Raw genomic sequence first — 26,072 nt, 5'->3', positions numbered from 1 at the left:
TCTTTGCCAAGACATTCAGATCACGGGGGCGCTTCGGCTTCTTGCTTGATTGGTCAGGCATGGTTAGATTATGCCTGAGCTTTCCCTAAAAATCAATCCCCCAAAAATTCAAACTGATACACTACCGAATAGCCAGAGCACATTCAGGAGATTTTTTTATAAAGTATTTATGAGGCTGCGGCTTAAGGCCGGGGTGCCCGTCGCTGTGGGCCAGGCTGCCGTACAGCGGCTTCTTAGCCAGCAGGCGCCGGATTTAAGGAGCGCTAGCTTGGGCCGGAGTAGGGCTTGGGCTTCAGAACTCCACAGCCTCAGCGTTGATCTGGAGTTGGGCGCCTGCTCCCCGAGCCGGTGGCAGATTTACCACTCCGGTCACGGTAATGGGTTTATCCAGAGCGGTGGAGTTAAGGGTTTGAATTAATTTGGGGTCCGGCAGATTACCGAATAAGACCTCCACCATGCCCTGGGGCGACTTAAGCATGAGGGATTTATGGTGCATCATGACCGGGCCCACCGCGCCCTTGACTGTTACCCGGGTACCCAAATAGCGGTCTTTGCTGGCCAGGAGTTGGGCCACGGTCAGGGGGTCCGGGGCTTGCGGCGGGCTTGGCATGCCCATGGGCTCCGGCGGTGAGGCCGGCTGCTTCATCATCTCGATAATCGCCTGTTGCCCGCCCTGGAGTTGGTTGAGCTTGTCCTGCATGGTGGTTACCTGGGCCTTAAGCGCCTGAATCTCCTTACGGAGTTCCTCTTCTTCTTGGCTCGAGGGCGTACAGGCTGACAGGAATACCAACGCCATGACCAGGGCGATGATGCCGCGGCCACCTCCAGACGCTGATGGCTGCAACAGGCTGTGAATCATACCCATAAGGTAACCTCAAAAGAATTGGAGTTCGGATAGTTTTAGGTCCCGGGCCGCATCAGGGGGAGGGCACTAATGCCACCTCAAACCAGTTTAAGGGATAAACTTGCCGGGGGCAATGCTTAAGAGTTATTTCAAAACCTTACAAAAGAGAAAAAGGTCATCTGAGTGCAGCCTTGTCAGCCCCTTAAAAGAAGAAAAACTCGGTTAAGGAATTTACCTCAGGGCGGAAGCCGGGTACAATGGACCGACGCGGTGGCTCGAAAGGAGAAATTACATGGCCCGGATTTTGATCACCGGCGGAGCAGGGTTCATCGGCTCCCATCTGGTGGAGTATCTGCTGAACCGGAATCACGAGATTCTCTGCCTGGATAATTATTTCACCGGCTCCAAAGCCAACCTCCTCCATCTGCGGGACCATCCCCGGCTGGAGATGATCCGTCACGATGTGGTAAACGCCATCATGTTGGAGGTGGACCAGGTCTATCACCTGGCTTGTCCGGCCTCGCCGGTGCACTACCAATACAACCCGGTCAAGACCATCAAGACCAACGTACTGGGGACCCTGAACATGTTGGGGCTGGCAAAGAGGGTGAAAGCCCGGATTCTTCTGGCCTCCACTTCCGAGGTCTACGGCGACCCCCAGGTTCACCCCCAGCCTGAGGGGTATTGGGGAAACGTGAACCCCATCGGGGTCCGGAGCTGTTATGACGAGGGGAAACGAGTGGCCGAGACCCTGATGATGGACTATCACCGCCAGAACCAGGTGGATACCCGCATCGCCCGCATCTTCAACACCTTTGGACCTCGGATGGCCCTGAATGACGGCCGGGTGATCAGCAACTTCATCGTCCAGGCCCTTACCGGTCAGGACATCACCATTTATGGGGAAGGACAGCAAACCCGATCATTCTCTTATGTGTCCGATCTGGTGGAAGGGCTGGTGCGGTTGATGAATAAAGACGGCGTGTCCGATCCCGTCAACCTGGGCAACCCGGGTGAGTTCACCATCATGGAGGCGGCCCAAAAGGTCCTGGGGTTGATCAACACACCTTCGGCCATCATCCACCGGCCTCTGCCCCCGGATGATCCGGGGCGGCGGCGGCCGGACATCTCCCGGGCCCGGGAGTTGCTGGGCTGGCAGCCTAACGTGCCTCTGGAGGCCGGCCTGAAGGAGACCATTCCTTATTTTGCGGAAAGACTCAAGCAGGAGAACTTGTCAGTGGTGGCTTCCCTTAATTTCTAACCTGATCCTTCTGGTAGGTTGCGGTTTCTGGCTCAACGCCTGCGAGGGCAAACCCGCCGCTCCACCTACAGAAGCACAGGTGGAGGGAGTCATTGACGGGGATACCCTGGTGTTGGCCGGTGGGGCCAGGGTGCGGGTCCTGGGTATCGATGCTCCGGAAGTGGAGCGGGACGGCCAGCCGGCGGATTTTCTGGCCCATAAGGCCAAAGCGGTTCTCAGCGATCTGACCCTTAACCGGCAGGTGAGTCTGGAGTACGACCGGCTGCGTTACGACCACTACAATCGCCTCCTGGCTTATGTCTTTCTGCCGGGCCATACTATGATAAATACCGAGATGGTGCGCCAGGGCTTGGCCCGAGTCTACTTCATCGCGCCCAATATGCGCTACCAGAAGGTCCTACTGGCGGCCCAACAAGAGGCCATCGAGGCCCAACGGGGCATCTGGCAAAAACTTCTTAAGCAAGACGAACCTTACTACCTGGGGAACCAGGACACCTTCCGCCTGCACCGCCCCAAGTGCCCTCTGGCCGCCAAGATGGCCCGGGCCAACCAGGTGCGCTTCACTTCGCTCAAAGACGCCTACCTTCAGGGCTACAGCCCCTGCCGGAGTTGCAAACCTTAAGGGCAGTTGCCAGTTGTCAGTTGTCAGTTTTCAGTAAAAAAGATGGTGGCACAGGTGTCTCGCCTGTGCTGAAAATGCGTAGGGCGCATTATCCTTTCGACGCTTAGTCAAAAGGCCGCCCGAAGTAGGTGAGAACCCAGAGGGCCAGCAGGTAGACGCTCAACAGCGACTGGAGCCCAGCCACCGTCCGCACCCAGCCCGTGGCCCTGAGGGTGTATTCATGCTTCTGGAGGCGGGAAATCCAGCTCCCAACGTTGAGCTCCCGCCAGCCCAGGTTAAAGGCGGAGAGCAGGCTGAAGTAAAAGGCCAGACGCACCCGGCGCAGGCCGCGACGTAACTTGGCCTTGAACCTGGGCCAATGCCTAGGCGGGATGGGGCGGAAGGGGGTGTGGCCGGTCAATTTTAATGGCCTGACTTTCGCCCCCCCGCCGATAATGCGCTCCGGCGGCAGCACCAGCCAAATGCCCGTCTCCCGGTCCCGGCTCCGCAAGGCCAGGAGATAAAAAGGAGTGAAGAGAAACAGCCCCAGGCCCAAAATCTCCAGGGGCCGGCCGGGCCTCATGCCGTACTGGCAGGACCATTCGAAGCAGACCAGGTTAAAGAGGCTCTCCAGCTTGCCCAGAAAGCCCCCTTCTTCCCATAACTTTTCCCGGCGGGCGTGGTTCAGGGCATAGGTCACCTGGCGCTCCGGCTCCCGCAGCCCTGCCTTTTTGTAGGTTTCCCGGAGTTCCACCAGGGCGTGGGATGAGGCCTCATATCGTAATGATGCAAGCCCCTCAATTTTCAGCAATAATGATACATCGGGCACCGAGCCAGGTTTGGGTTGGAAAAAGGCCCCGCTCAGGTTGGCCCTGTAAAGATCGGCTCCGCTTAGGTTGGCCAATTCAAAGTTGGCCCCGCTCAGGTTGGCCCTGTTAAGGTTCGCTCCGTTCAGGTTGGCGTTGAACAGCTGGGCCCGGCTCAGGTTGGCTTTTGCAAGCATGGCCTCACTCAGGTTTGCGTCCCGAAGGATGGCTCCGCTCAGGTTGGCCCCTGCCAAGGTGGCCCCGCTCAGGTTGGCTCCGGGAAGAACGACACCGCTTAGGTTGGCCCCGAGCAGATTGGCCCCGCTCAGGTTGGCCTCATCCAGAAAGACTCCGCCCAGGTTGGCCCCAATAAGAAAGGCCTTGCTCAGGTCGGCCTGTTGCCCCTCTTTGTGATCACTTTTGAACCATAAGGCATGCGCCTGGAGGATCCGGTCCAGATCATCCTGGGTAATCTCCCGGCCGTCTGCCAGCTTGCCGGTCCAGGGTTTCTTGGTCTCGGTTGCCTTGGTCTCTTGCGCGGGTGCGAGGCCAGAGGTCAGGAGCAGGAGGGCAAGCAACCCCAGGAGAAGCATGCCCAACCAGTGCGGCCTCAAAGTCCTGGCTCTCCCTCGACTCATCTCGCTCTCCTGCCAGAGTTTACCTGATTTCATTTAGCCTGAATCAAAGGGAAAAATCCAAGAAAAAAATAGGCGGGCACAGAGGCCCGCCCCACCGGTTTTTTCAACAACAAACCGAAGACCGTCTTTTACATCGCGCCTTCGTGTTTAAGCAGCCAGCGCTTGCGTTCCAGGCCCGAACTGTAGCCCCCCAGGGTGCCGTCTGCGGCGATGACCCGGTGGCAGGGGATGATGAGGGCGATGGGGTTCTGGGCATTGGCCTGGCCTACAGCGCGGCTGGCCTTGGGTTTGCCGACCCGCTGGGCCAATTCTTTATAAGAGATGGCTTGACCCCGAGGAATCCGCCGCAGTTCCTGCCAGACCCGGCGCTGAAAGGGGGTGCCCTGGGGGTCTAAAGCGAGCTCGGAGAAATCGGCGGGTGCTCCCTCGAAATAAGCCGTTAGCTCCCGTTTGGCCGCGTCAATGAGCGGCTTCAGGTGTGACGGGTAAGAGTCTTGCTCCGGCGGAGTCGCTGTGTCGTCCCCGGAAAACTCCAGGGCGGTGAGGCCTTGGTCTGTAAAAGAAAGCCGCAATGGCCCCACGGGCGTATCCGACAGATAAACTATCCATTCTTTGTCGGGGTTCGGTGAATTTTTTCGCATTTGTACCTCTTAGCATATTCGGTCAATGAGCAAAGCAAAGCTTTGCGCCATATAAGGTTCCCAAGCGCAGCTTGGGAACCAGGAAAACCTACTATTTATCCTATTGATATCCCTTGGCCTTTTTAACCGAAAACCGAAAACTGAAAACCAAAAACGGTATAAGAGCCTTCGCCCTTAGCCCCTCCCCCAAAAATTACAGCCTCCCAAAATGCTTTTTCAGCCGCCAGCGGCGCCACCAGCGCAGCAGGTTATGGGGCGGAGGCTGGGTTTTGGTCTGCTGCCAGGCCGGGTTGAAGGCCAAGTCCAGGACGTGGAGCGTGGGGTGGCCCGCCTTGCTCAAGCGAGCCCGGCAGGAGGCGCAGTAGGTGATCAGGTCGTGGGTGGCTTCGGACAGGCGAAAATCGGTCATGTGCTTTGCCAGTTCCGGGGCCACCGCGGGCACCATGCCGCCGGAGCCGCAACAGATGCTGCGCTCCCGGTTATGGACCATTTCTTCCACAGTATATCCCAAATCCTTCACTACGCCCCGCACTGCTGCATGGATATTTGGAGCCTGGCGCGCGCCGCAGGCATCCTGGATGTTGAAGGTCCAAGGGACGGTCGCCTGGGTGCCGGGGGGCAGGCCCACTTCGCCCAGCACTTCGTAAATGGTGCGGAGGTTAACCTCGGGCAGAAATTCTTGGAAGGTCTGGTAGCAGTGAGGGCACGCCACAATGATTTCTTCAGCCCCCAGAGTTTTTAATTCCCGGGCCACATTTCCGATGACCCGGAGCATGACGTCTTTTTCGCCCATAAAATAGCTGGGCGCGCCGCAACAATTGAGCATGATCCCGGTATCCGGCAATTTTTTGCGCAGGTGAGCGTAGGCCGCCTTCACCACCTCGGTTGAGTGGCCCATGAGCGAGCAGCCCGGAAAAAAGACTCGCTCCGCCTTGCCGGTAGCCGGGTCGGGACGGATCAAGGCAAAGGTGGGAGACGCCCCCCACCTGACGTAATTCTTGATGCCCTTGTGAGGGGGCAGCGGTCCCTGGTTGCAGGCCACCAGGGCTTCCCGGGCCGACAGGCAGGGTCTCCCGGCGTGGAGGTCCTTGGGGCAAACCGCCTGGCAGAGACCGCAATAGTGACAGGAATAGGGGAGCAGGGGGTCAGCGCCGCCCCGCTCGTCTAAGAGACGCACCAGTTCTTTTTCAGTATAAGGGAACTGTGTAACGTAGTACTGGAGAAAGGTGCAGTTCTTGACACACTGGGAACAGACGCAGGTGAGGCAGCGGGCGGCTTCGGCCCGTGCCACCTCATGAGTGAAGCCCAGTTCCACCTCGGCGTTTGGCTGGGCCGACCGTTCAGGGAGACTGAGATCGGGCATGGCCTGGCGGGTGGTGATCGTCACGCCGGTGGTGTCCACGATGAGGTTAGTGCCGCGCGCGGTCAGGGGCGGTAACTTCTCCGGAAGCGGCTGATTTTGGAGAGAGCAATGGATGGCCAGGGCGGCCCGGCGCCCCGCGGCAAAGGCTTCCACTGCGCTTTTGGGTCCGGTGACCAGGTCGCCCCCGGCAAAGACTCCCGGAATCCGGGTCTTAAGGGTCACGGGGTCCGTTTCCAGACGGTAAATGGTGGCAGTGTCAAAGGCCAGGCCAGGCCCAAAAAAGTTGAAATCCGCGGTCTGACCCACCGCGGCGATCACGGTGTTCACTTCCAGGGTGAACTCGGAGCCGGCCACCGGCACCGGGCAACACCTGCCGCTGCTATCGGGCTCTCCCAATTCAGTCTTTTGGGCCACCAGGCGCTTAACCTGGCCATCCCCTTCCAGGCGTACCGGCAGGGTGAGGAAGTTAAACTGGATGCCTTCCCGGTGGGCTTCTTCCACCTCGGAGGCCAGGGCCGGCATGAGGTCCGCAGTGCGGCGATACAGGACATGCACTTCCTGAGCCCCGCAGCGCCAGGCAGAACGGGCCGCGTCCACCGCGGCGTTGCCGCCGCCAATGACGGCCACCCGGAGGCCCACTTCCGGCGGCGCCCCGGAATTGACGGCCTTCAAAAAACCGATGCCGTCCAGCACTCCGGTTAAATCTTCGCCGGGGATATGAAGGCGCAGGCTCTTGTGGGCTCCCAGGGCCAAAAAGACTGCGGCGAAATCCCGACGCAGGTCTTCCAGGTGAACATCACGGCCCACCCGGGTGCGGAGCCGCACCTCTACCCCTAACTTCTCCACTATATTTACTTCCCGCTCCAGCACCGCCCGGGGCAGGCGGTAGACCGGGATATAGAGGCGTAGAGCCCCGCCCAGGAAAGGTTCGGCTTCGAAGAGCGTGACGGGATAACCGAAGCGGCGCAGCTCATATGCGGCCATGAGCCCGGCAGGACCGCCCCCCACCACGGCAATCTGCTGGGGCCGCTCCGGGCCTGGCGTCACGTCGAAGACGGCATCGGGATTCAGGTCCGCCAGGTAGCGTTTCAAGGCGGCAATGGCAATGGGCTGGTCCAGGGAGTTACGCGTGCAGGCCTGCTCACACGGGTGGGTGCAGATGCGGCCCAGAATGCCGGGAAAGGGGCAGCGTTCCAGGACCACGCCCATTGCCCCGGCTAAGTCCCCTTCCTGCAGGAAACGGAATTTTTCCCGCACCCGGATATCCAAGGGACAGGCGGCCTGGCAGGGGGGCAGTTCTTCTCCGATGCACTCGGCTAAAATCTTTTTCGACCAGTTGAGCGGGGATTGTTCTTGAGGTTCCATAAACAGGTTTGGTGGACTAACGTTTCAGGATGAAATTTTGGGTGGCCCGGACCTCTTTGCCCATGGCCGACACGCCCACGCCCACGTAATTGTAATCGGGGTTGAGCAGGTTGGCCCGGTGCCCCGGAGAACTCATCCAGCTATCCACAATGACCCGGGCCATGAGGGTGCAGTCGGAATAATCATAGCCGTGGCCGCTCCAAATGTTTTCCCCGGCCCGGGACAAGGCGCGGGAATAGGCCGGAACCACCCGATCCTGAATGGATTTGCCATCGGGACTAACATGGCTGAAGTAATTCCGCTTCAGCATGTCATCGCTATGGCACCGGGCAATGTCAACCAGGGTGGTATCCCGTTCCACGAGCGCCAAATGATGGTCCCGGCGCGCCTCATTTGTAAGCTGGGTGACCTTGCGCTCCACTTCCTTCAGGTAGTGGATGCGCTCCCAGGCCCGGGCTGGCGGAAGGCCCACGACCAGGGTCAGCAGAAGGGCAAGCACAACCGCACACTTTCCAGATTTTGGCATCCTTGCCTCCCCAAAGCGGCGATCGGATAGGACTGGGGCATCTTTCAAGATACCCCCGCCTCTCCCAAATACCTTACCACGGATTATAGAGCTTGACAAATTCCCGGGTGGGTTCGGCCCGGGCGTAGATGGAACGGAAACCGCGCCCCTAAATATCGAGAGGATCCGCCGCCTTGGCTTTCAGTCTCTTGTAGATCAACGGGATAAGGCTCACCAGGATTACCAGGATCAACCCGATGATCAACTCCTTAGAAATCCTGCCGTGTAAGACATCCAGGATATTACTGGAGAAGTACACAAACGCAATGGTTACGGGCAGCATGCAGACGAAGGTGGCGGCTATAAAAGGCCAGAACGAGATTCGGGTGAGACCGTAGGCGTAGTTCAGCAGGGTATAGGAGAAAATCGGGACCAATCGAGTAAAGGCCACGATCTTCCAGCCATGCCGGGCCACTTTGTCATCCAGGGACATCAGCCTGGTGCCGGCCAGCTTGCTTACTACCCAATCTCGAGCCAGGTAGCGGGAAACCAGGAAAACCAACCCCGCGCCCATCGTCGATCCTAAGGCCGTGTAGACTACCCCCCAAAAGGGACCGAAGAGCACGCCGCCAGCCAGGGTAATGGGGAGGCCGGGCAAGAAGAGCGGTCCCACCGTCCACACCACCAGGTACATCACCGGCAGCAGAACCCCGTAAGAAGCCGCGAACTGGCGGAGATATTCTTTGTCCAGATACCGCTCCGGGTGAAAATACTGGATGGCGATTACTATAACGATTAACAACAAAAAGATGAGCGGACGGACGATGGACATCTTTTTACGTTTCGGCCGGCGTTTCAAGCCCTGGGGGTTTGTCATACGATACTCCTGACGTTATTGTACGTGTAAGGGGGTCGTGAATCAACCCGGGCTTGGTTGGGATTTGACGAAGAATTTAACGAGCCTGCCGGGATAAATCAGTCGCAAGCGGACCGAGCAGTTCCAGGGCTTTGAGGCGGCTGCGCCATCCCGGCTGCGGCGCCGGGCGGGCCCGGTTTAAAAAAGTGAGTAGATCGGCAAATGTATCAATGTCGGACCAGGCAGGCAACAGATGGACTGTCAGATTTTGTTGCCGCGCCACGTTGAGGGTAGATTTCAGGACCGTGCTGCTGGACCATAGCTGACCCTGAAACAAGTGGGGCTGCGGCCTGGTGAGCCCCACAAGATAGTAGCCGCCATCGGTTGCCGGCCCCAGCACCACCTGAGAATGTCCGGCAGCCAACACCTCCCTGGCCTCAGACACCACCGCGGCCGGAAGATCCGGAGTATCGCTGCCCCTTAATAATACCGGGCTATAACCGGCTTTAAAACCCCAGGCGCAGGCCCGGGCCATGCGCTCCCCCAAATCGCCGCCCTCTTGAGGAAAGACATCCATCCCCGGCGGCGCCAGAGCCTGGAAAAAGTCCTGGGCCTCGGGAGGGCTAAAGGCCAGGGCCAGCCGCACCTCCTGGACCCGCCCCATTTCTTCCAGGATATCTATAAGAAAGTTGTGATAAAGTTGAGCAGCCGATTCGGGGGCCAAGGGCGGGCTGAGACGGGTTTTTACGTGCCCCGGACGTGGTTCCTTGGCAAATATGATGAGCAAGGCGGTCATGCGGTGAGTGATGACATCATGTGGTCAGAGAAGGGGACGCCTCGCACCTTCGACCTTGAATTCCAGCGCCCGGTAGAGGCAGGCAAGAAACCAACTATCTCCATCATCCTCCCGGTTTTAAATGAGGCCTCAATTCTGACCGAGGCTCTGACCAATCTACCCCGGAGCCCTGACCTGGAATTCATCCTGGTGGACGGCGGCAGCGTTGACGCCACCCAGGCAGTGGCGGCCCGCTTCCCTTTCGTCCGCCTGATTACGGCTCCCCGGGGGCGCGGGTCCCAAATGAATGCGGGCGCCCGGCTGGCAAGGGGGGAGTTCCTGGTGTTTCTGCATATCGACACCGGGTTCACACCGGTCCATCTCGCAGCCCTGCGGCAGGCCGCCCGAGACCCTGAAGTTAAGGCCGGGGCCTTCTACCTGAGCCTGACGCCCCCTACTCCATTCCTCAGGTTCATTGCCTGGGGAGCCAACTGGCGGTGCCGCCTCTTCGGCCTCCCTTACGGCGATCAGGTCATTTTTGTGCGCCGGCCCCTGTTTTTCGCCCTGGGAGGCTATGCCCATCGCCGCCCGGAAGACCTGGACCTGGTGCTCCGGCTGCGGTGCCATACCCGGCTGCACCTCTTAAACCCGCCGGTGACTACGTCGGGCCGCCGCTGGTTACAACACGGCAACTTCCGGACCTTGGGTCTTTATTGGTTCTGTCTGGTCCGCCACCGGGCCGAACGCCTCTTTACCCGCCGCTGGCCGCGGAAAGGTGAACTGTGAAATGAGGGAGGGAGGGACCCTTACGAAAAACTTCCCCCGGCCTCCCCTCAATTCTCGACTTCCTTCACTCCTCGGCCAGGCAGCCGCCGCAGGAGGAGCCTCCACCGGAGGTGCAGCCGTAGCAATGATCCGCCAGGCGTATGGGCCGGGTGGCCAACGTGGGCAGGTCGAAGTCCCAGACGGTCTGGGGTAATTCTGCAAGCACGGGCAGAGCCAAGGCCTGGTTGAAATCGCAGTCGTAGAGGCGCCCGTCCCAGGAGATGCTGATGAGGGAACGGCACATGAGGCTGGCCACCGTGGCCGGGTTGAAACCGGCAACCAGCTTGCCCATGTAACGGTCGTAATTCTTGGACCGCTCCAGAAATTCTTTGAAACGCCCGATCGGCATGTTGAGCAGGGTCAGAAGGCGGCGGAAGCGAATCCCGAAGCGGGCCGCCAATTCCCGGTGGAATATCTCTTCCAGGGCTTCTTGTTCCGGTGGAAAGTAGGCGCCCGCGGGGTTATACATGAGATTGAGCTTAAGGTCCGAGTCCGCCTCTCCATAGCCCATGCGATTGAGGCGTTGCAAGGCTAAAAGGCTCTTCTGGAAGACTCCCGGGCCCCGCAGGCGGTCCACCAGGTCTTCCTGGTAATAGGGCAAGGAGCAGACCAGTTCCACCCGGTGGTCCCGGTAAAACTCCGGCAGGTGCTCTTTGCCGGGTTCCAAAAGGACCGTCAGGTTGCAGCGGGTCAGGATATGGGTGCCCGATGACGCCAGGCGCTCCACCAGATACTCGTAATGGGGATTGAGTTCTGGCGACCCCCCGGTGAGGTCGACGGTGGGGATGGACCAGCGCTCCACCACCCGGATGACCTCATCGATGGTGTCCCTTTCCATCTGTTCCAGGCGGTCGGGTCCGGCCAGCAGGTGACAGTGCTTGCAAGCCTGGTTGCAGCGCCACCCCAGGTTGACCTGGAGGATGCTGACGCTTTCGGCCTTCAGGCCGGAGTAACCCAGATCCTCCAACTTTCGGGCAAAAGGGAGCACAGGTCTGATTCCTTACAAAGTGATTTTGGCGGCGGCATTGTGGGCCTGGATGCCGTGGATCAGGGTGGCGCCCCCCCTGATGGCTGCGGCCACGTGGATGGCTTCGGTCATCTCCTCCATATTGGAGCCGGCTTCCAGGGACCCCCGGGTGTAGGCGTCGATGCAGTAGGGGCATTGGACCGCGTGGGCCACCGCCAGGGCAATGAGGGCCTTTTCCCTGGTTGTCAGTGCCCCGGCGCTCATGACCCCCTGGTAGTAGTTCATGAAGATATCATAGAGCTCGGGGCGATATTTGCCGATCTCGCCAAACCTCTCCAGGTCATTTTCTTCGTAGTAGTGAGACATTTTTTCCCCTCAGGATAAAAGGGTAAGATAAATGGGGCGGCGACGGAACAAGCTAATTCCCCCCCGGGCTTACAGGCTTGATGGTGGCAGCAAGATTGATCATCGAGTTCTATCAGGCAATGCTTAAAATGCAAAATGGCGGTTAAAGTCCCCCTTTGGAAAAGGGGGATTTAGGGGGATTTTCAGATGGTTATAAAATCCCCCTAGCCCCCCTTTGCCAAAAGGAGGGAACAAGCCTGCCGCACCCTCAGCTAAAACCGGGTAAAGCCCGTGAAGCGGTAAAGATCGCCCATCAACTCCTCGTATTCGCCCTTGAGTTTCTGGTAGAGGCGGGCGTTTTCCATGGCCAGGGCCGCCTGCTCCGCCAGGGAGGAGATGAAGGTAATTTCATCATCGCTGAAATCTTGGGGTTCGCTGGTATAGATACGCATGACCCCGATGACGGTGCCTTTGAGGTTGATGGGTACCGAAAGGATGGATTTGATGCCTTCCTCCACCGATTCCTTGACGTAGGTAGCCCGGGGGTCGTCGTGCAAATCGTAAATGGAGACCGCCTTGCCCATCATGGCGTCCGTGATGGATTTATCGGTGCCCACCGGCCCTTTGGTGATGTAGCGGTCACTCAGGCCGTATGAGGCCACCAGTTGCATCTGCTGCCGGGTTTCATCCAGCAGGCGCACCCCGGCGCCTTTGATGTCCAGGGCCGTGGTGACCGTTTTCACCAGGAGATTGAGGACCTTTTTCACGTCCAGGGCTGAGTTGACCGCCTTGGAGACCTCAAGGAGGCCCTTGAGGAAGTTAAGTTCCCGGGTGCGGGCTTCATACATCTTGGCGTTGCTGATAGCCTGGGCCCCAAGTTCCGCCACGGCGCAGGCAAAATCCACTTCCTCCATGGTGAACTCCCGGGGTTCCGCGGTCACCAGGCGCATGACGCCGATAACCTTGCCTTTGGACACCATGGGGACGGCCACCAGGGTGGCGATCCCTTCTTCCTTGGCCTCCGCGGGATACTGCATCCGAGGATCAGTGAATGCGTCATAAATGGCCACCGGCCGGCCACTTAAGGCCTCGGTGACACTCTTGTCCACGTCCACAGGCCCCTTGCTGAGGTAACGCTCGCTCAACCCATGAGCTGCGGCCAGCTCCAACCGGTTAGTCTTGGGGTTGACCAGGCGGATCGTAGCTCCTTTTAAATTCATGACTTCAGTGATCTGCCGCACGATGTGATCCAACACCTCGTCCACTGCCAGGGTGGAGCTCAGGATCTTGCTGATCTCCTGAAAACTCCGGAGATACATCCGTTCTTTAAACGCCATCATCGCTGCCCCTCCCTTGTTAATCCTCGGTGTGCCGCAAGGAAATTAATAAGACTCGCTTAGAATATGACTCTACATGTTTTACTGTTAACCATTTTCCGGCCATCCGGCAAGGTTGCTGACCATAGTTTCTTTCAGGGTAGAATCATATCACTTTTGCGCCCACGGGGAAATATTTTTAAAAACGGCCCTAGGGAAAGCCCCCGCGAGAGTCAGCCTTAACGCCATTCCCATCAAAATGTGGCGTAGGTTCCATCGGCCGCGGGCGGTTTCGCTCATCCGCAGATTCAGCGCGACCTAATATTATTTTGGCTCTTTTTAGCCGTGGATTTTGGTATAAAAGAAATACATGGAATTCATCCCCCTGCATTTCGGCGACCGCCTCAAGATCATTAATCCCCACGGGACCATCGGCGTGGTGACCCTGTGGTCCAAACCGGATTATGTCATCGAGCGCTTCCGGGAAGCCAGGGAGGACCTCCTGGACCCGGCTACCAGCCCCATCGCGGTCTTCGGCACCCTCTACGGCAACGGCCTGCGGGAAATGCTGCGGAACCTTTTGTATAATCCCCAGATTCAAACCCTGCTCATCTGCGGGCATGATCGGTCGGGGTCACGGCAGGAGTTAGCCAATTATTTTGAGTTGGGTCTGGAGTCTGTGGATTCGGCCGTCGTGCGCTACCGCAGCCCGGAGCCTGGTATAACCGTGGCTTCCGCCCGTATTCGCCAGACCCGGAGGATCATGGACGACCTGGTGCGGCCGGACCAATTTCTCCGCCCGCTCCAACCGGTCTCGCTGGGGGACCCTCAGGACGAGGCGACCTTGAGGCGGATCAGAGAATTCTTTGCCGATTACCAACCACTGGCTATCCAGGTGGCAGACCGTATAGAAATACCGCTGCCGGAAGTGGAGCTGGAATACTTTCCCAGCAATCCCCGGGGCCACCAAGTGATTCAAGAAACCCCATTAGAAGCCTGGAAGGAATTATTATATTTATTCATTCGTTTTGGACAACGTGTGACATTAAAAAAAGGCGACCGACTCGAACTTCAGAATGTTAAGGCTGTGATTGAAAAACCACAATTCGAAGAAAAATCAAAACTTCAGGCATACAATTTCGATTCAGATAAACTTAGGCTTTATCAAGAGGGAATACTAAAAGCTGATAGTAGGTTAAATAGGAAGCCTGCCACGCTTGATGAGGGATTTTTTAAAGGACAATTGACCCTGCCGCTTATACATAGAGTGGAATTAAGACCTGATGAGACTTACAATTATGGTCATCGGTTAAGATCATATTTTGGATTTGATGGATTAACCGAATGTGCATTACGGCTAATAAAAGATTCAGAAGATAGAAAAGCCTATTTTACTTTATGGGATAATAGGAGAGATCTATTAAGAGTTGGAGGGCATCCTTGTTTCGTATCACTTTTCTTTAGGAAATTTGAAGCCAAACTAACTTTAACTGCTACATTCCGTACTCATAATGTTCTTGACGGTTGGCTTCTCAACTGTTATGGCCTAATGGCTATTCAAAAGTTCGTTGCTTCACAAGTCGGTATGCCTATTGGAGCAATTACTGTAATTAGCCATTCTATTAGTTTAGACCCTCGGGAACTAGATAGAGCCATGTCAATAATCGGCAAGCTCCGTTACCGGGTACGAATGGACCCCATGGGCTATTTTCGAATTACGCTGGATGAAGGGGAAATCATCGTAGAGCACCGCTTCGAGGATGTGACCTTAAGGGAATATCGAGGAAAGAAGGCCGCCTCCCTCCAGCAACAGATTGCCCGGGACCGGGCAATCTCCGATATCAACCACGCCATCTACCTGGGGCGCCAACTGGCCAAGGCCGAGATGGCCCTGAAGGATGGCCGGGAGTTCGTGCAGGATTAAAGGAAAAGCGAACCACATCTCTCCCTTGAAACCTTTATGAACCTCTAATGTCGAACGCACCTGACCTCAAAAGCCCGTTTTTCCGCTCTCTGATAGTCAACAACCGGCCGCACCTGGATAATTTTAAACAATGGATTTTTCTTCCGGGGATGTTATTTAATTCTTTAGATAAATGGTGGGGCGATCAGGGGCGCAGGGCTACCCCCCATGAAGGTCTGGACCTGTGCAGTTTTGAAGAGGTCAACGGCAGTATTAAAAACTTGGGGCCTCACACGAAGCTAGCGGCGGCTTTTGCGGGTGAGATCGTCAAAATTGCTCCGGATTTTCTCGGCAAATCCATCTATATCAGCCATGCGATATTTGACGGCCACGGCAGGCAGCTTTATTCGGCTTATGGCCACACCATCCCGCGGGATTCTCTTCAAATCGGGTCAACCGTTGCGGAAGGGGAAACCATTGCCGTAATCTCGAAACTTTCCGGCAAAAAATTGTCTATCCTGCCCCATGTGCATATCACCTTTGCCTGGGTTCCTGTGCCGGTTGATAACCATGATCTCAATTGGGACAACCTGGGGAAAAACCCTGACCTGACGCTGATCGATCCGCTTTCCGTGCTGGAAATGGATTCACCGGATGGTCTTTTGTAGGAGCGGACCAGCGTGTCCGCCCACAAGGGTTCGGTATAAAAGTAAATGCAGACTCTCCCGCGGAAACCGGCCATTTCGAACCTCATTGCAGACCAGAGCCTTATCCTCATCGGCACGGTTCACGGCGACCCCTTAGGGTTTGCCCGGGCCGGGAAGCTCCTGGTGCATCTTAAGCCGGATATCGTCACCGTGGAGATCAGTCCTTTTTCCCTGCGCTACCGCCTCAAGCATGGTTCCGGCTGGCAGCGGCAGTTAACCAAGGTTTTGTCCCAATTCCCTCCGGCCGCGGTCCGGCACCTGGCCATCCAGCGTCTTGTGGCCCAGGTGGCCCTGCCCTTTGAAGTAAGGGCGGCCCGGGATTATCAGCGCAGTACTGGGGTGCCCTGGCGCCCCCTGGACCTGGGGGGCTTGGCCCGGCGCCACTTGCCTCGATATGGCTCGGAACTTCTGACCCTGGCCAATCTCCAGGCCCTCTTGGCCACGAGCGCTGGCACTTTGACAGAGTTCGTAGCCGCGGAGTTTCACCAGGCCCGTCTGGCATTGGCGGGCTCTCCCCGGCGGCTGCTCACCTCAGGCACTAAAGAAATGTTGCGGCGGGAACGGTTCTTGGCCCGGCGTCTCCGAACCCTGGCCTCCCGGTTTTGCCGTCTCGTGCACCTGGGCGGCTGGGAGCACGTGGTCGCTTGGCAGGATGCCGCCGGTTTGTGGCGCGATCTGGCGGATTTGCAGCCCCGGCGCATGCTCTTAGACGATGCCGACCGGCTACTGGCTTAACAACACTTTGCACGCATGAGCGGGGTTAGACCTGCGTGTCCCCCCATTCAGTCTTGGGGTATGTGCCAGGGCCCTGACTGCCAGTTAACCAATTGAAAATAATAATGATTTCTGAAATTATTCCGCCTGACAAAAATTAACTGCTTGAGTTAATGAAGGAAAACAAGGTAAACTCTCCCCCGGGACAGGCTGCCAATTTTTTCTTTTGCGGAGTTCTAAGGAATATGGAGATTCGTCACATTACGCTGCCGGTGGGACCGGAACGGACCATCCGAGCGGTCGTGGGGGTGCCCCGGACTGCCACCATGGACGCAGTCCTGATTCTGGCCCATGGGGCCAACAATAACATGGACCAACCGCTCCTCAGAGGACTCCATGAGCATCTGGCGAAGGCGGGGCTGGTCACGGTCCGGTTCAATTTTCCCTATGCCGAAGACGGCCACAAACACCCCGATTCGGACGAAGTCCTGGAAGGAGTCTTTCGCCTGGTCCTGGAATATGTGGCGCAACTGGATGAATTCAAGGGTCTGGAACTCTTTCTGGGCGGCAAATCCATGGGGGCCCGTCTGGCTGCCCAAATCGTGGCTAAAGACGTGGGAGCTAGCGGTTTGATCTTTTTGGGATATCCGCTGCATTCTCCAGGAAAGCCGGAGAAATTGCGGGATCAGTCCCTCTATCAGTTGCCGTGCCCGGCGTTGTTCATCGAAGGCGCTCGTGACCCCTTTTGCCGCATGGACCTCCTGGGCAAAGTGTTGGGTCAGATGCCGGTTCGGAGTGATCTCCACGTTATTCCCGGCGTTGGCCATTCCTTTGAGTCAGGGGGGCACACCATGTCCCCGGAGATCCTGCCGCAGATTACCCGGGTGATCCTGGGTTGGCTGGACAGCCTTTAAATGCGGCTTATCGTTTTTCGTTCTTCGTTTTTCGCAAAAAATTAGCTTACTTTGATAGGCTGTAATTCCTGCCTGCCGATAACGAAAAACCAAAAACGTAAAACCAAAAACCAAAAACGGTCTTTCAAATTATGAGCGTTATCCTCGTCGTAGACGACGACGCCGCCACTCGGGAGGCGTTGGCAACCGGCTTAAAGAAGTTGGGCCATGAGATCCATGTCGCGGGCACCGGGGCTACGGCCTTAGATGAGGTCCGGCGTCACACCGTGGATCTGGCCATCATCGACCTGAAGCTCCCGGACATGGAGGGCACCGAGCTGTTCGGGGCTTTGCGCATCTTGCGCCCTGAAGCCATTGCCATCATGATCTCCGGCGCCGCCACCGTGGACGAAGCCGTCTCCGCCATAAAAAGGGGCATTTACGACTTCATCACCAAAGACTTTCGCATGGCGGAACTGCGTAAAGTAGTGAGCAAGGCCCTGGAGACCCAAAAGCTCCTGGTGGAGAATCAGCGGCTGCGGGACGCCCTCCAGGACCGCGGCCCCACCGGTCGCATCATCGGCCGGGCGCCAACCCTCCTTAAAGTGATCCACCTGATCGGCCAGGTGGCGCCCATGAAGAGCACCGTGCTCCTCTCCGGGGAATCCGGCGTGGGCAAGGAGCTCATCGCTGAGGCCATTCACCACCAGAGCCCCCGGCGGCCTAAACCCCTGGTTAAACTGAACTGCGGCGCGCTCCCGGAAGGGCTTATCGAATCGGAGCTCTTCGGTCACGAAAAAGGCGCCTTCACCGGAGCCATCCAGCAGCGCAAAGGCCGTTTTGAACTGGCCGACGGCGGCACCATGTTCCTGGATGAAATCAGCGAGATGCCGCCGGTTACCCAGGTAAAACTCTTGAGGGTGCTTCAGGAGGGGGAATTCGAAAGGGTAGGGGGGACCCAGACCCTCAAAGTGGACGTCCGGATAATTGCCGCCACCAACCGGAAGCTGGAAGACGAGGTGTCTGAGGGCCGCTTCCGCAAAGACCTGTTTTACCGCTTGAACGTCATCCACATGGTCATTCCGCCTCTGAGGGACCGGGTGGAGGACATCCCTTTGCTGGCCTTGCATTTTCTCGACAAGTTCTGCCTGGAAAACGATCGCCCCTTCATGGGGTTCAGCCCCGACGCCATGCGGGCGCTGAAGAGCTACGCCTGGCCGGGCAATGTGCGGGAACTTCAGAACGTGCTGGAACGGGCGGTAGCCCTGTGCGCCAGCAACATGGTGGAAGTTGAAGATCTCCCCGATGAGATTCGCCGGCACTCCCCGGCAGACGACAAGATCGTCCTGCCAGTGGGGTCCTCCATGGAGGAGATCGAACGCCAGGCTATTGTCCAGACTTTGAAAAAGACCGGGGGCGACAAGGAACTGACCGCCCGCCTGTTGGGCATCGGCCTGGCCACCCTGTATCGCCGCCTCAAGGAGATGGAATTGAAAGACGTGGAGCCGGAGGAAAGTTAAAATGGCGCCGTTAAACTTCCTGGACCTGAGGTCCTTGCCAGTCAAAGAAGCCGAGGCGGTGGTCCTGCCTATTCCCTATGAAGCCACCACCACCTATGGCGCGGGGACCCGGGAAGGCCCGGAGGCCATCCTGGCCGCCTCCCGCCAGGTGGAGTTGTGGGACGAGGACCATAACTGGGACCCCTCGGCCGCCATCCGTCTGGCCACAGCCCAGCCTATTCTCCCGGAAGTAGCCGGCCCCCAAGCCATGCTGGAAAAAATCAAGCGAGTGGTGCAGCCCTGGGTTTCCCAGGGGAAGCTCATTTGCGCCCTGGGGGGCGAACACACCATCACCGTGGCCCTGGTGCAGGCGGTGCAAACCCGCTACCCGGATTTCACCGTGGTGGCGTTAGACGCCCACGCCGACTTACGGGAGAGCTACGACGGCAGCAAACTTTCTCATGCCTGCGTCATGCGGCGGCTCTATGAACTGGGCCGGCCCTTGAACCTTTTAGGGGTGCGCAGCTACTCCCAGGACGAGTACCAACTCCTCCGGGTGGCCCCGCGCCTCAAGGTCTTTCCGGCCCGGGATCTCAACACTCCCGCGGGCTGGGATCAGACTCTGGAACACCTCAAAGGCATTTCGGGGCCGGTATATCTCTCCATCGATCTCGACGCCCTGGACCCCGGCATCATGCCCGCGGTGGGTACCCCGGAACCCGGCGGTTTGTCGTACGGGCAGGTGTTAACCATTATTGAAACCCTGGCGAAAAGGGGACCCATTGTCGGCCTGGATCTGGTGGAACTGGCCCCCATCCCCGGCCACCGGGTGAGCGAATTCACCGCGGCCCGCTTGTTGTACAAGGCATTAGGCTATATTTATCACTCCCGCTTGAAATGACATTTCTCGGTTTGAAGACAGGAAATAGATAATGAGAAGGAAGCACGAAGACTTTCACGATGGGGCCAAGGATGGTCTCACCCCTCTGGAGCCCCTGGATATAACCAGTGTCAGGGATTTTGACGAGTTGTTGGCGGCTATGAGTAAGACTGCGTTCGGCGGCCGCAGTCTGGGAGAAGCCGCCGAAGTCCTGACCCAGATGGTGCGGGACCCGGAGTGCGCCATGGTCGGCACCTTCTCAGGCGCCATGAGTGTCGCCAAGATGGGCCTGTTGATCTGTGAGATGATCGACCGGGGTTGGCTTAAGGTAATCATCACCACCGGGGCCCTTATCGCCCACGGCTTCATCGAAACTCTGGGTCGGGCGCACTACAAGTATCCCGAACAAGTGTCGGATCGGCAGCTCTTCCAGCAGGGCTACAACCGCATTTATGACACCCTGGAGATGGAAGCCAACCTGGATTATGCCGAAGACGTTTTCAGTGCCGTGTTGGAGGGGCTCGACCCGGACCAGGTCTGGTCCTCCGCCAGTATCTGCCGGGAGTTGGGCAAGTATCTGGCCGAGCACACCGACAGCCCCGGCATTTTGCGTTCTGCCTATCTGAAGGGGGTGCCGGTATTCATCCCGGCCTTCACCGACTCCGAGTTGGGGTTGGACCTGGCGGGCTTCATGGTGCGGCGGGCCCTGGCCGAGGGGCAGGACATCACCGCAGCCTTAGGCTCCGTCTCCCTGAAATTCAACCCCTTCCTGGACCTGGCCGCCTATACCCAGAAAGCCCTGGTCTCTCCGAAACTGGGAATCTTTACGGTGGGCGGCGGCGTGCCTCGCAACTGGGCTCAACAGGTGGCGCCCTATCTGGAGTTGCTGCACTCCCGCTTGAATCTGGATCTACCGGAAGTGCGGTTTCACTATGGCGTGCGGCTCTGTCCGGAGCCGGCCCATTGGGGGGGATTGAGCGGTTGCACTTTCAAGGAAGGGGTCTCGTGGGGCAAGTTCGTCTCCCCGGAAGATGGGGGCCGGTACGCCGAGGTCTTGTGTGACGCTACCATTGCCTGGCCCCTCCTCCTTGAGGGTGTCATCCAACGATTGGCTAAACCGTTTTTGACCCCGGCGTGACCAGCCTGAAGTTAATCCTACAAGTAAAGAGCAGGCGGGACAATCAGGGTTTTCCTATTTTTCCAGGCGGGAAACCCTATTATCGATTGGGGATTTATCCGGGCGGCACCGGGGAAACGGAGGGGAGTCAAGGGCCGGAGGAGGGGGGCACCCCGCAGGAGGCGCAGGTGCAGAGCTTTTTTTCCTTTAAGGCCTGGTAGCCTTCCCGGGCCAGGATGACGACAATCACCAGCCCGATGACGGGGTCGGCCTGCCAGATGCCGAACCAATAATTGAGCCCCAGGCCGACGAGCAGGGCCACGGACAACATGGCGCAGGCCAGAGTTTGCTTGGAGTCGGCCATCAAGCTCTTACTGCCCATCGATTTTCCCGTCTGATATTTGAGGTAGAACAACGCCGGCATGACGATGATGGAGGCCAAAGCGATACCGAGGCCCAAAAGGCTGGGAGCGGGGATTTCCTGCCAGATTAACTTCTTTAAAGACTCATAGAGCACATAAGCCCCCAGGATAAAAAACGTATAACCCACGATCTGGATGGCCTTGCGTTCCAGGCGTTCTTCTTCCTCAGGGCTCAGACCCTCGTGCCGGGAAAACCGCCAGATCATCACTCCCCCTGACAGGGACTCCACCAGGCTGTCCAACCCGAAGCCCACCAACGCGATGCTGCCGGCCAGAAAGCCTGCCACCATGGCCAGGATGCATTCCACCACGTTGTAGGCGATGGTAAAATAGGATAAGCGTAAAGCCCTGCGCTGGAAATTGGTCATATCAGATGTAGGGTGCGTCTCACGCACCATTCCTTAATGGGTTGATCCCGAAATTATTTCTCCACCGGAAATATAAAACCCTTCAAACGGTTGAAATACGCTTCTCCGCCCACCACATAGGTGTCATTATGGTGGGCCCCGGGGATGATGTAAAGGTCCTTGGGTGAGTTGGCCGCGGCAAAGACCCGGCGGCCCATCTCCACCGGGATGATCTCATCGTCCTCGCCGTGGATGATGAGCAGCGGCATCTTAACTTTATCAATTTTTCCCAGATTGTCATAGGGCACCCGCGGACGCCAGTCGAACAGGAAGGGGGCCATCATCTTGGCCATGTCCGAGGAGTTGGTGAAGGCCGACTCCAGGATCAGGGCGCGGCAGGGATACTTAACTGCCAGGTCCGTGGCCAGTGCGGTGCCCAGAGAGCGCCCGAACAGGACGATGTCCCCCGCCGGCACCTTGCGGGTCTCGGCCACAAAGCGGTAGGCCGCGGCCGCGTCGGTAAAGGTCCCTTCCCGGCTGATGCGGCCCTGGGAGCGGCCGTACTCCCGGTAGTCGAAGATAAAGACCTGAACCCCCACCAGGTCATGCAGCAACTGGATATTCTCCAAGCGGTGACTGATGTTGCCGGCATTGCCATGGAACCACACCAAGACCGGAGCCCCGGCGGCGGGCACCCACCAGCCGTGGAGTTGTATCCCGTCGGCGGCCTCAAACCAGACGTCTTCGTATTCCAGGCCCACATCTTGGGGCGTGCCGACCAGATGCGGATCGGGAAAAAAGACGATGCCCTTTTCGGAAAATTCCAGGATCATGGCAGCCTCTGGGCCAGTTAGGCCCGGCAAGGATATAGCCTATGGAGCCTCTTGCAAAAGTCTCTTTACGGTCGAAACCGTATATATGACATAAGCACAGGCTGGAAAGCCTGTGCTACCGGCGAATTTCTCAATACAAGGCTAAAGCTTGCGACCACATAATGTCCGGTAATTTTGCAAGAAACTCTTTTGGCAATCGAGCCTCTTGCAAAAATGCCGAGGCCGCGGGTTTTACCGTGAAAATCCAAATCCCCCTAAACTAAATCCCCCTTTTTCAAAGGGGGACTTCGATTCGCACAGGCGAGACGCCTGTGCCACCGGGGAATTTATCAACGCCCAGATAAGATTTCGACTGCAACGCGACTTTTGCAAGAGGCTCAATCACTATAAGAGCCTGCGCTTCGTTCATGATGACAGAGAAAAACGGTTTAAAAATGGCTTTTAGTCCCTCCAAAATACCCCAAAAATCGCTGAAAATGGCCGGGCGCGGGCCGAATGGACGGGTAAACCCGGTACATGTGCCGGGACATTGCCGAGGTATCCTCGCCATATACCCGGTCTAAACCCGCGTGCAAGCGCGTTCCGGTCGAGGCGGTGCCAGGGTTGTCACGCGCTTGTCCCGCGCTTGTCCCAGGGTAATAATCGGGCTTTCGTAATATTTAGTCTTTAATATCAATAAATTAAGGCTGGGCCGGCATCCTCGTGCCGGGACACGGCACAGGCGGAACGGCTGGAGTCTGCCGATTTTCCTCAGGTTGGCCAGCAGTGAACCGCTCTTATCCCGGCAAGTCATGGAGACAGCATAAACTCAAAACTGCGATGGCATCCAGCAATGATGAGAAAGGTGACAGACTTTTCTTTTGTAAGTGCGGACATGATCCGGGTTGCAACCATGCCATAAAAGATGGCATTGTAGAATTGATTACCCCGTTGAATTAACGCCACTTATTTTTGAAATAATAAAATATACTTATTGCCAGGAGAGGTTCTTGCAAAAAGCCGTTTGGTCACTTATAGCGTTTGCCATAAATTTATGCCGCTGGCTGATTTTTAAATCCCCCTTTTTCAAAGGGGGACTTTATAAGTAATTCCTTATAGTTCCCCCCTTTACCAGAAGGGGGTTAGGGGGGGTGGGGTGTTAAAGTATCTCCTAATTACGGAAAAAACTTTTGGCAAACGCTATATGAGATGCTTGGGTTGCTTCTTTCCCTCAGAATGACCGGCAGGGAGATATTTGTAAGAGGCTCTATGGTATTCCTTTTTACCTGCCATACCAAGCAAATTAATCCTGCCAGCGGGCGGGGTATTATCAGAAGACCAATTCAGGGAGATGAGATTAACCGGTAAAGAACCCCACGATGTAACGCAGCGCCAGGGAGGAAATGACCACCCCCAGGCCGATGCGGATTAGCTTCGCCGAGAAGAATTTTTGGAGACGGGCGCCGAAGTACATGCCGCAAAACCCGCCGATCCCGAACAGCGCTCCCAAGGCCCAATCCGGGGCCACCGCCCCAATATTGGGGTAATGGGGGGCAATCATCGAGTAAAAGGCCACCCCGGCCACCGAAGTGATGAAGGTGCCCAAGAGCGCCGCCCCGGCGATGGTGTAGATGGGTAGTTCGAAGATGGCCGCCAGGAAGGGGGCGATGATGGCGCCGCCGCCAATGCCGTAGGTGCCGCCTATGAGGCCAACCACCAGGGCCAGGAGAAACAGGGCCGGGGCATTGAAGGTGAAGGTTTCCCCCAGGAACTCATAGGTAACGCTTTTCAGGCTCCAACTCACGGTCTTGACCCGGGCCGCGAGGGGCAGGCCCCGCCCTGTGGTGTGGCCCGACTCCGACAAGACTTTCTTCAAGCGCTCCTGAACCCGGGCTTCGAACTCCAGGATCTTGCCCTTCTTGCGCTTGGCCCGGGGGGTCTGCTCATAAAGGAGGCGCAGTCCGATATATAGCAGCACACAACCCACGAAGAGCTTGAAATTCCTGGGGTTGAGCATCCAGTTGACCCGGATAATCGCGCCAACAAAGATGCCGGGCAGGGTTCCCAGAATCACCACCCAAGTCACCGGCCAGTTCATGCGGCCCTCTCGGATGAAGCGATAGACGCCGCTGGGGATGGCCACGATGTTAAAGACCAGGTTGGTGGGGCTCACTGAAGGGCTGGTGAAATTGAGGACACTCACCTGGAACGGGAGCAAAAGAAAAGCCCCGGACACCCCCCCCATGGAGGTGAAGGTGGAGACGACCAGGGCGACGAGGGCCGGAATAAGCGGGTTGACTTCCACGCCGGACACGGGAAAGAGCATGCCCCACCTCTTGTTAATTTATTCACAATGTTAAGGAGAATTGATATCGCTGTCAAGGGATAATTTGGTGTGTGGTCCAGAAAAGGGAAAGGTCAATAACCTGCATTTTCTGATCAAATCCCTTAGGTCGAAAATAGGGATTTGGATCGCAATAATTAGCAAATCCCTAATTGAGTTGCCGGGCAGGTTTTATATGCTAAAGCCAATGGCTCAATATTTCCTGACCCCCATTGTTAAAACCCTTGTTGCCGATAACGGAACGCTTTTCAGGGAGGCCGATCCCGTGAATAGCCTGGCAAAATGTGAAAGCGTGATGGCAAGATATGAAGACTTGATCTTCATGGCCGAGCCTCAAGCAGTGGTTGAGGAAGTGTGCCGCATTGTTGGGGTATTGCATCCGCAGTTTGATTTCACGACCCTGGACCGGGTCTTTCAGGATGTGCTCAAGCTTTTCCGGGGGGAATATCCGGGATATCAGCAGTGCAATACCTGGTACCATGATTTAAAGCATACCACTGCCTGCCTGTTGGCCATGGCCCGCCTGATGCACGGGGCCTGGCTCAACGGCCTGACCCTGCCGGAACGGGACATGGCCTTGGGGCTGATCGCGGCACTGTTTCACGATACCGGTTATATTCAAAGCGACGCTGACGTGGGGGGGACCGGAGCCAAGTACACCCTCGTTCATGTGGACCGCAGTGTGGCCTTCATGGAACAATATTTCGCCCAGGCGGGGTTTCCCTCTCTGGATTTAGACTACTGCCGGTGCTGCGTGCATTGCACCGGTCTAAATGTGAAGATAAACGAGATCCCGTTTAAATCCGCGCATCATCAGGCGGTGGGCTGCATGCTGGGAACTGCCGACCTCCTGGGACAGATGGCTGATCGCACCTATCTGGAGCGGCTGCCCTTCCTTTATCGGGAGTTCCAGGAGGGCAAGGTCCCTGGATTTGAGTCCGAGTTGGACCTCCTGAAAAAAACTCCGGCTTTTTGGGAATTCACCCAGTCCCGTCTGGTTGACTTAAGGAACATGGACCGGTATATGCGGGACCATTTCCGGGTGTGGTGGGGTCTGGACCAGGATTTAAACCGGAAGACCATCGAAGAAAATATCGCGTACCTCAAATTCGTCCTGGAAAATCACGGTTCCGATTACCATAAGTATTTGCCCCGGGTCGGGCTGATGGAAATTTTAGGGGCTTAAGGCCCGCGACCTGGCTTCCCGGCAAGGCTGATTTTTAACAAAAAAAGGGCGGACCCATCAGGTCCGCCCTTTAGCTTTGCGTTTAGCCTATTCCCAGGCGTCTTCGATCTTGGTGAGGACCACCAGCTTGACGGCCTTCG

At 57.2% G+C, this 26,072-nt stretch carries 24 protein-coding genes; 11 read left to right on the top strand and 13 right to left on the bottom strand.

Features of this window, described 5'->3' with window-relative positions; genetic code table 11:
• Positions 1-292 precede the first annotated feature (292 nt).
• Entirely contained in the window at positions 293-865 is a 573-nt protein-coding gene (locus tag WC600_14630; GenBank protein ID MFA4903966.1) for a hypothetical protein, read from the bottom strand.
• A gap of 271 nt (positions 866-1,136) precedes the next feature.
• Between WC600_14630 and WC600_14625 the strand changes: the two genes are divergently transcribed.
• Positions 1,137-2,105 (top strand): UDP-glucuronic acid decarboxylase family protein, encoded by a 969-nt coding sequence (locus WC600_14625; protein MFA4903965.1) that lies wholly within the window; start codon positions 1,137-1,139, stop codon positions 2,103-2,105.
• A gap of 79 nt (positions 2,106-2,184) precedes the next feature.
• A complete protein-coding gene (locus WC600_14620) occupies positions 2,185-2,727 on the top strand; it encodes a thermonuclease family protein (protein MFA4903964.1) in 543 nt (180 codons plus the stop codon).
• Positions 2,728-2,830: 103 nt separating this feature from the next.
• On the opposite strand, the gene WC600_14615 is transcribed toward WC600_14620, so the two are convergent.
• The 6 genes from WC600_14615 to WC600_14590 all read right to left on the bottom strand — a co-directional run bounded on the left by WC600_14615 (position 2,831) and on the right by WC600_14590 (position 9,676).
• Entirely contained in the window at positions 2,831-4,150 is a 1,320-nt protein-coding gene (locus WC600_14615) for a pentapeptide repeat-containing protein (protein ID MFA4903963.1), read from the bottom strand.
• Between the two features lie 128 nt (positions 4,151-4,278).
• Positions 4,279-4,791, bottom strand: a complete 513-nt coding sequence (locus WC600_14610; GenBank protein MFA4903962.1) for a methylated-DNA--[protein]-cysteine S-methyltransferase — start codon at positions 4,789-4,791, stop codon at positions 4,279-4,281.
• Positions 4,792-4,984: 193 nt separating this feature from the next.
• Positions 4,985-7,519 carry an FAD-dependent oxidoreductase gene (locus WC600_14605; GenBank protein MFA4903961.1) on the bottom strand — a complete coding sequence of 845 codons (2,535 nt, stop codon included), beginning with the start codon at positions 7,517-7,519 and terminating at the stop codon, positions 4,985-4,987.
• Positions 7,520-7,535: 16 nt separating this feature from the next.
• Positions 7,536-8,045: a CAP domain-containing protein gene (locus WC600_14600; GenBank protein MFA4903960.1), complete on the bottom strand. Its 510-nt coding sequence runs from the start codon at positions 8,043-8,045 to the stop codon at positions 7,536-7,538.
• Positions 8,046-8,193: 148 nt separating this feature from the next.
• A complete protein-coding gene (locus WC600_14595; GenBank protein MFA4903959.1) occupies positions 8,194-8,901 on the bottom strand; it encodes a TVP38/TMEM64 family protein in 708 nt (235 codons plus the stop codon).
• A 76-nt stretch (positions 8,902-8,977) separates the two neighbouring features.
• Positions 8,978-9,676, bottom strand: coding sequence for a TIGR04282 family arsenosugar biosynthesis glycosyltransferase (locus WC600_14590; GenBank protein MFA4903958.1), 699 nt, complete (start codon positions 9,674-9,676; stop codon positions 8,978-8,980).
• A 3-nt stretch (positions 9,677-9,679) separates the two neighbouring features.
• Between WC600_14590 and WC600_14585 the strand changes: the two genes are divergently transcribed.
• Positions 9,680-10,441, top strand: a complete 762-nt coding sequence (locus WC600_14585; protein ID MFA4903957.1) for a TIGR04283 family arsenosugar biosynthesis glycosyltransferase — start codon at positions 9,680-9,682, stop codon at positions 10,439-10,441.
• A 64-nt stretch (positions 10,442-10,505) separates the two neighbouring features.
• On the opposite strand, the gene arsS is transcribed toward WC600_14585, so the two are convergent.
• The 3 genes from arsS to WC600_14570 form a co-directional block, all read right to left on the bottom strand.
• Entirely contained in the window at positions 10,506-11,468 is a 963-nt protein-coding gene (gene arsS / locus WC600_14580; GenBank protein ID MFA4903956.1) for an arsenosugar biosynthesis radical SAM (seleno)protein ArsS, read from the bottom strand.
• A 12-nt stretch (positions 11,469-11,480) separates the two neighbouring features.
• Positions 11,481-11,813: an arsenosugar biosynthesis-associated peroxidase-like protein gene (locus WC600_14575; protein MFA4903955.1), complete on the bottom strand. Its 333-nt coding sequence runs from the start codon at positions 11,811-11,813 to the stop codon at positions 11,481-11,483.
• Positions 11,814-12,064: 251 nt separating this feature from the next.
• Positions 12,065-13,132, bottom strand: a complete 1,068-nt coding sequence (locus WC600_14570; GenBank protein MFA4903954.1) for a GAF domain-containing protein — start codon at positions 13,130-13,132, stop codon at positions 12,065-12,067.
• Between the two features lie 412 nt (positions 13,133-13,544).
• On the opposite strand from WC600_14570, the gene WC600_14565 reads away from it, so the two are divergent.
• The 7 genes from WC600_14565 to WC600_14535 all read left to right on the top strand — a co-directional run bounded on the left by WC600_14565 (position 13,545) and on the right by WC600_14535 (position 20,842).
• On the top strand, positions 13,545-15,032 hold the full coding sequence (locus WC600_14565; GenBank protein ID MFA4903953.1) for a thymidylate synthase: 1,488 nt from the start codon (positions 13,545-13,547) through the stop codon (positions 15,030-15,032).
• 47 nt (positions 15,033-15,079) lie between these two features.
• Positions 15,080-15,679, top strand: coding sequence for a hypothetical protein (locus WC600_14560; GenBank protein MFA4903952.1), 600 nt, complete (start codon positions 15,080-15,082; stop codon positions 15,677-15,679).
• Between the two features lie 45 nt (positions 15,680-15,724).
• Positions 15,725-16,453 (top strand): hypothetical protein, encoded by a 729-nt coding sequence (locus tag WC600_14555; GenBank protein ID MFA4903951.1) that lies wholly within the window; start codon positions 15,725-15,727, stop codon positions 16,451-16,453.
• A 224-nt stretch (positions 16,454-16,677) separates the two neighbouring features.
• The gene (locus tag WC600_14550) at positions 16,678-17,346 is read left to right on the top strand and encodes an alpha/beta family hydrolase (GenBank protein ID MFA4903950.1); all 669 of its coding nucleotides are present in this window, start codon (positions 16,678-16,680) and stop codon (positions 17,344-17,346) included.
• A gap of 131 nt (positions 17,347-17,477) precedes the next feature.
• The gene (locus WC600_14545) at positions 17,478-18,845 is read left to right on the top strand and encodes a sigma-54 dependent transcriptional regulator (GenBank protein ID MFA4903949.1); all 1,368 of its coding nucleotides are present in this window, start codon (positions 17,478-17,480) and stop codon (positions 18,843-18,845) included.
• 1 nt (position 18,846) lies between these two features.
• Positions 18,847-19,725, top strand: coding sequence for an agmatinase (gene speB, locus WC600_14540; GenBank protein MFA4903948.1), 879 nt, complete (start codon positions 18,847-18,849; stop codon positions 19,723-19,725).
• A 31-nt stretch (positions 19,726-19,756) separates the two neighbouring features.
• Entirely contained in the window at positions 19,757-20,842 is a 1,086-nt protein-coding gene (locus WC600_14535) for a deoxyhypusine synthase family protein (GenBank protein MFA4903947.1), read from the top strand.
• 127 nt (positions 20,843-20,969) lie between these two features.
• On the opposite strand, the gene WC600_14530 is transcribed toward WC600_14535, so the two are convergent.
• The 3 genes from WC600_14530 to WC600_14520 form a co-directional block, all read right to left on the bottom strand.
• On the bottom strand, positions 20,970-21,611 hold the full coding sequence (locus tag WC600_14530) for a cation transporter (protein MFA4903946.1): 642 nt from the start codon (positions 21,609-21,611) through the stop codon (positions 20,970-20,972).
• 53 nt (positions 21,612-21,664) lie between these two features.
• Positions 21,665-22,423 (bottom strand): alpha/beta hydrolase, encoded by a 759-nt coding sequence (locus WC600_14525; protein ID MFA4903945.1) that lies wholly within the window; start codon positions 22,421-22,423, stop codon positions 21,665-21,667.
• Positions 22,424-23,759: 1,336 nt separating this feature from the next.
• Positions 23,760-24,728: a sulfite exporter TauE/SafE family protein gene (locus WC600_14520; protein ID MFA4903944.1), complete on the bottom strand. Its 969-nt coding sequence runs from the start codon at positions 24,726-24,728 to the stop codon at positions 23,760-23,762.
• Positions 24,729-25,041: 313 nt separating this feature from the next.
• Between WC600_14520 and WC600_14515 the strand changes: the two genes are divergently transcribed.
• Positions 25,042-25,932 carry a hypothetical protein gene (locus WC600_14515; protein MFA4903943.1) on the top strand — a complete coding sequence of 297 codons (891 nt, stop codon included), beginning with the start codon at positions 25,042-25,044 and terminating at the stop codon, positions 25,930-25,932.
• Positions 25,933-26,072 lie beyond the last annotated feature (140 nt).

The organism is Desulfobaccales bacterium, assembly GCA_041648175.1.
Taxonomy (GTDB): Bacteria; Desulfobacterota; Desulfobaccia; order Desulfobaccales; family 0-14-0-80-60-11; genus 0-14-0-80-60-11.
The sequence above is the reverse complement of the archived record's forward strand: the minus strand, read 5'-3'. Positions and strand labels throughout refer to the sequence as shown.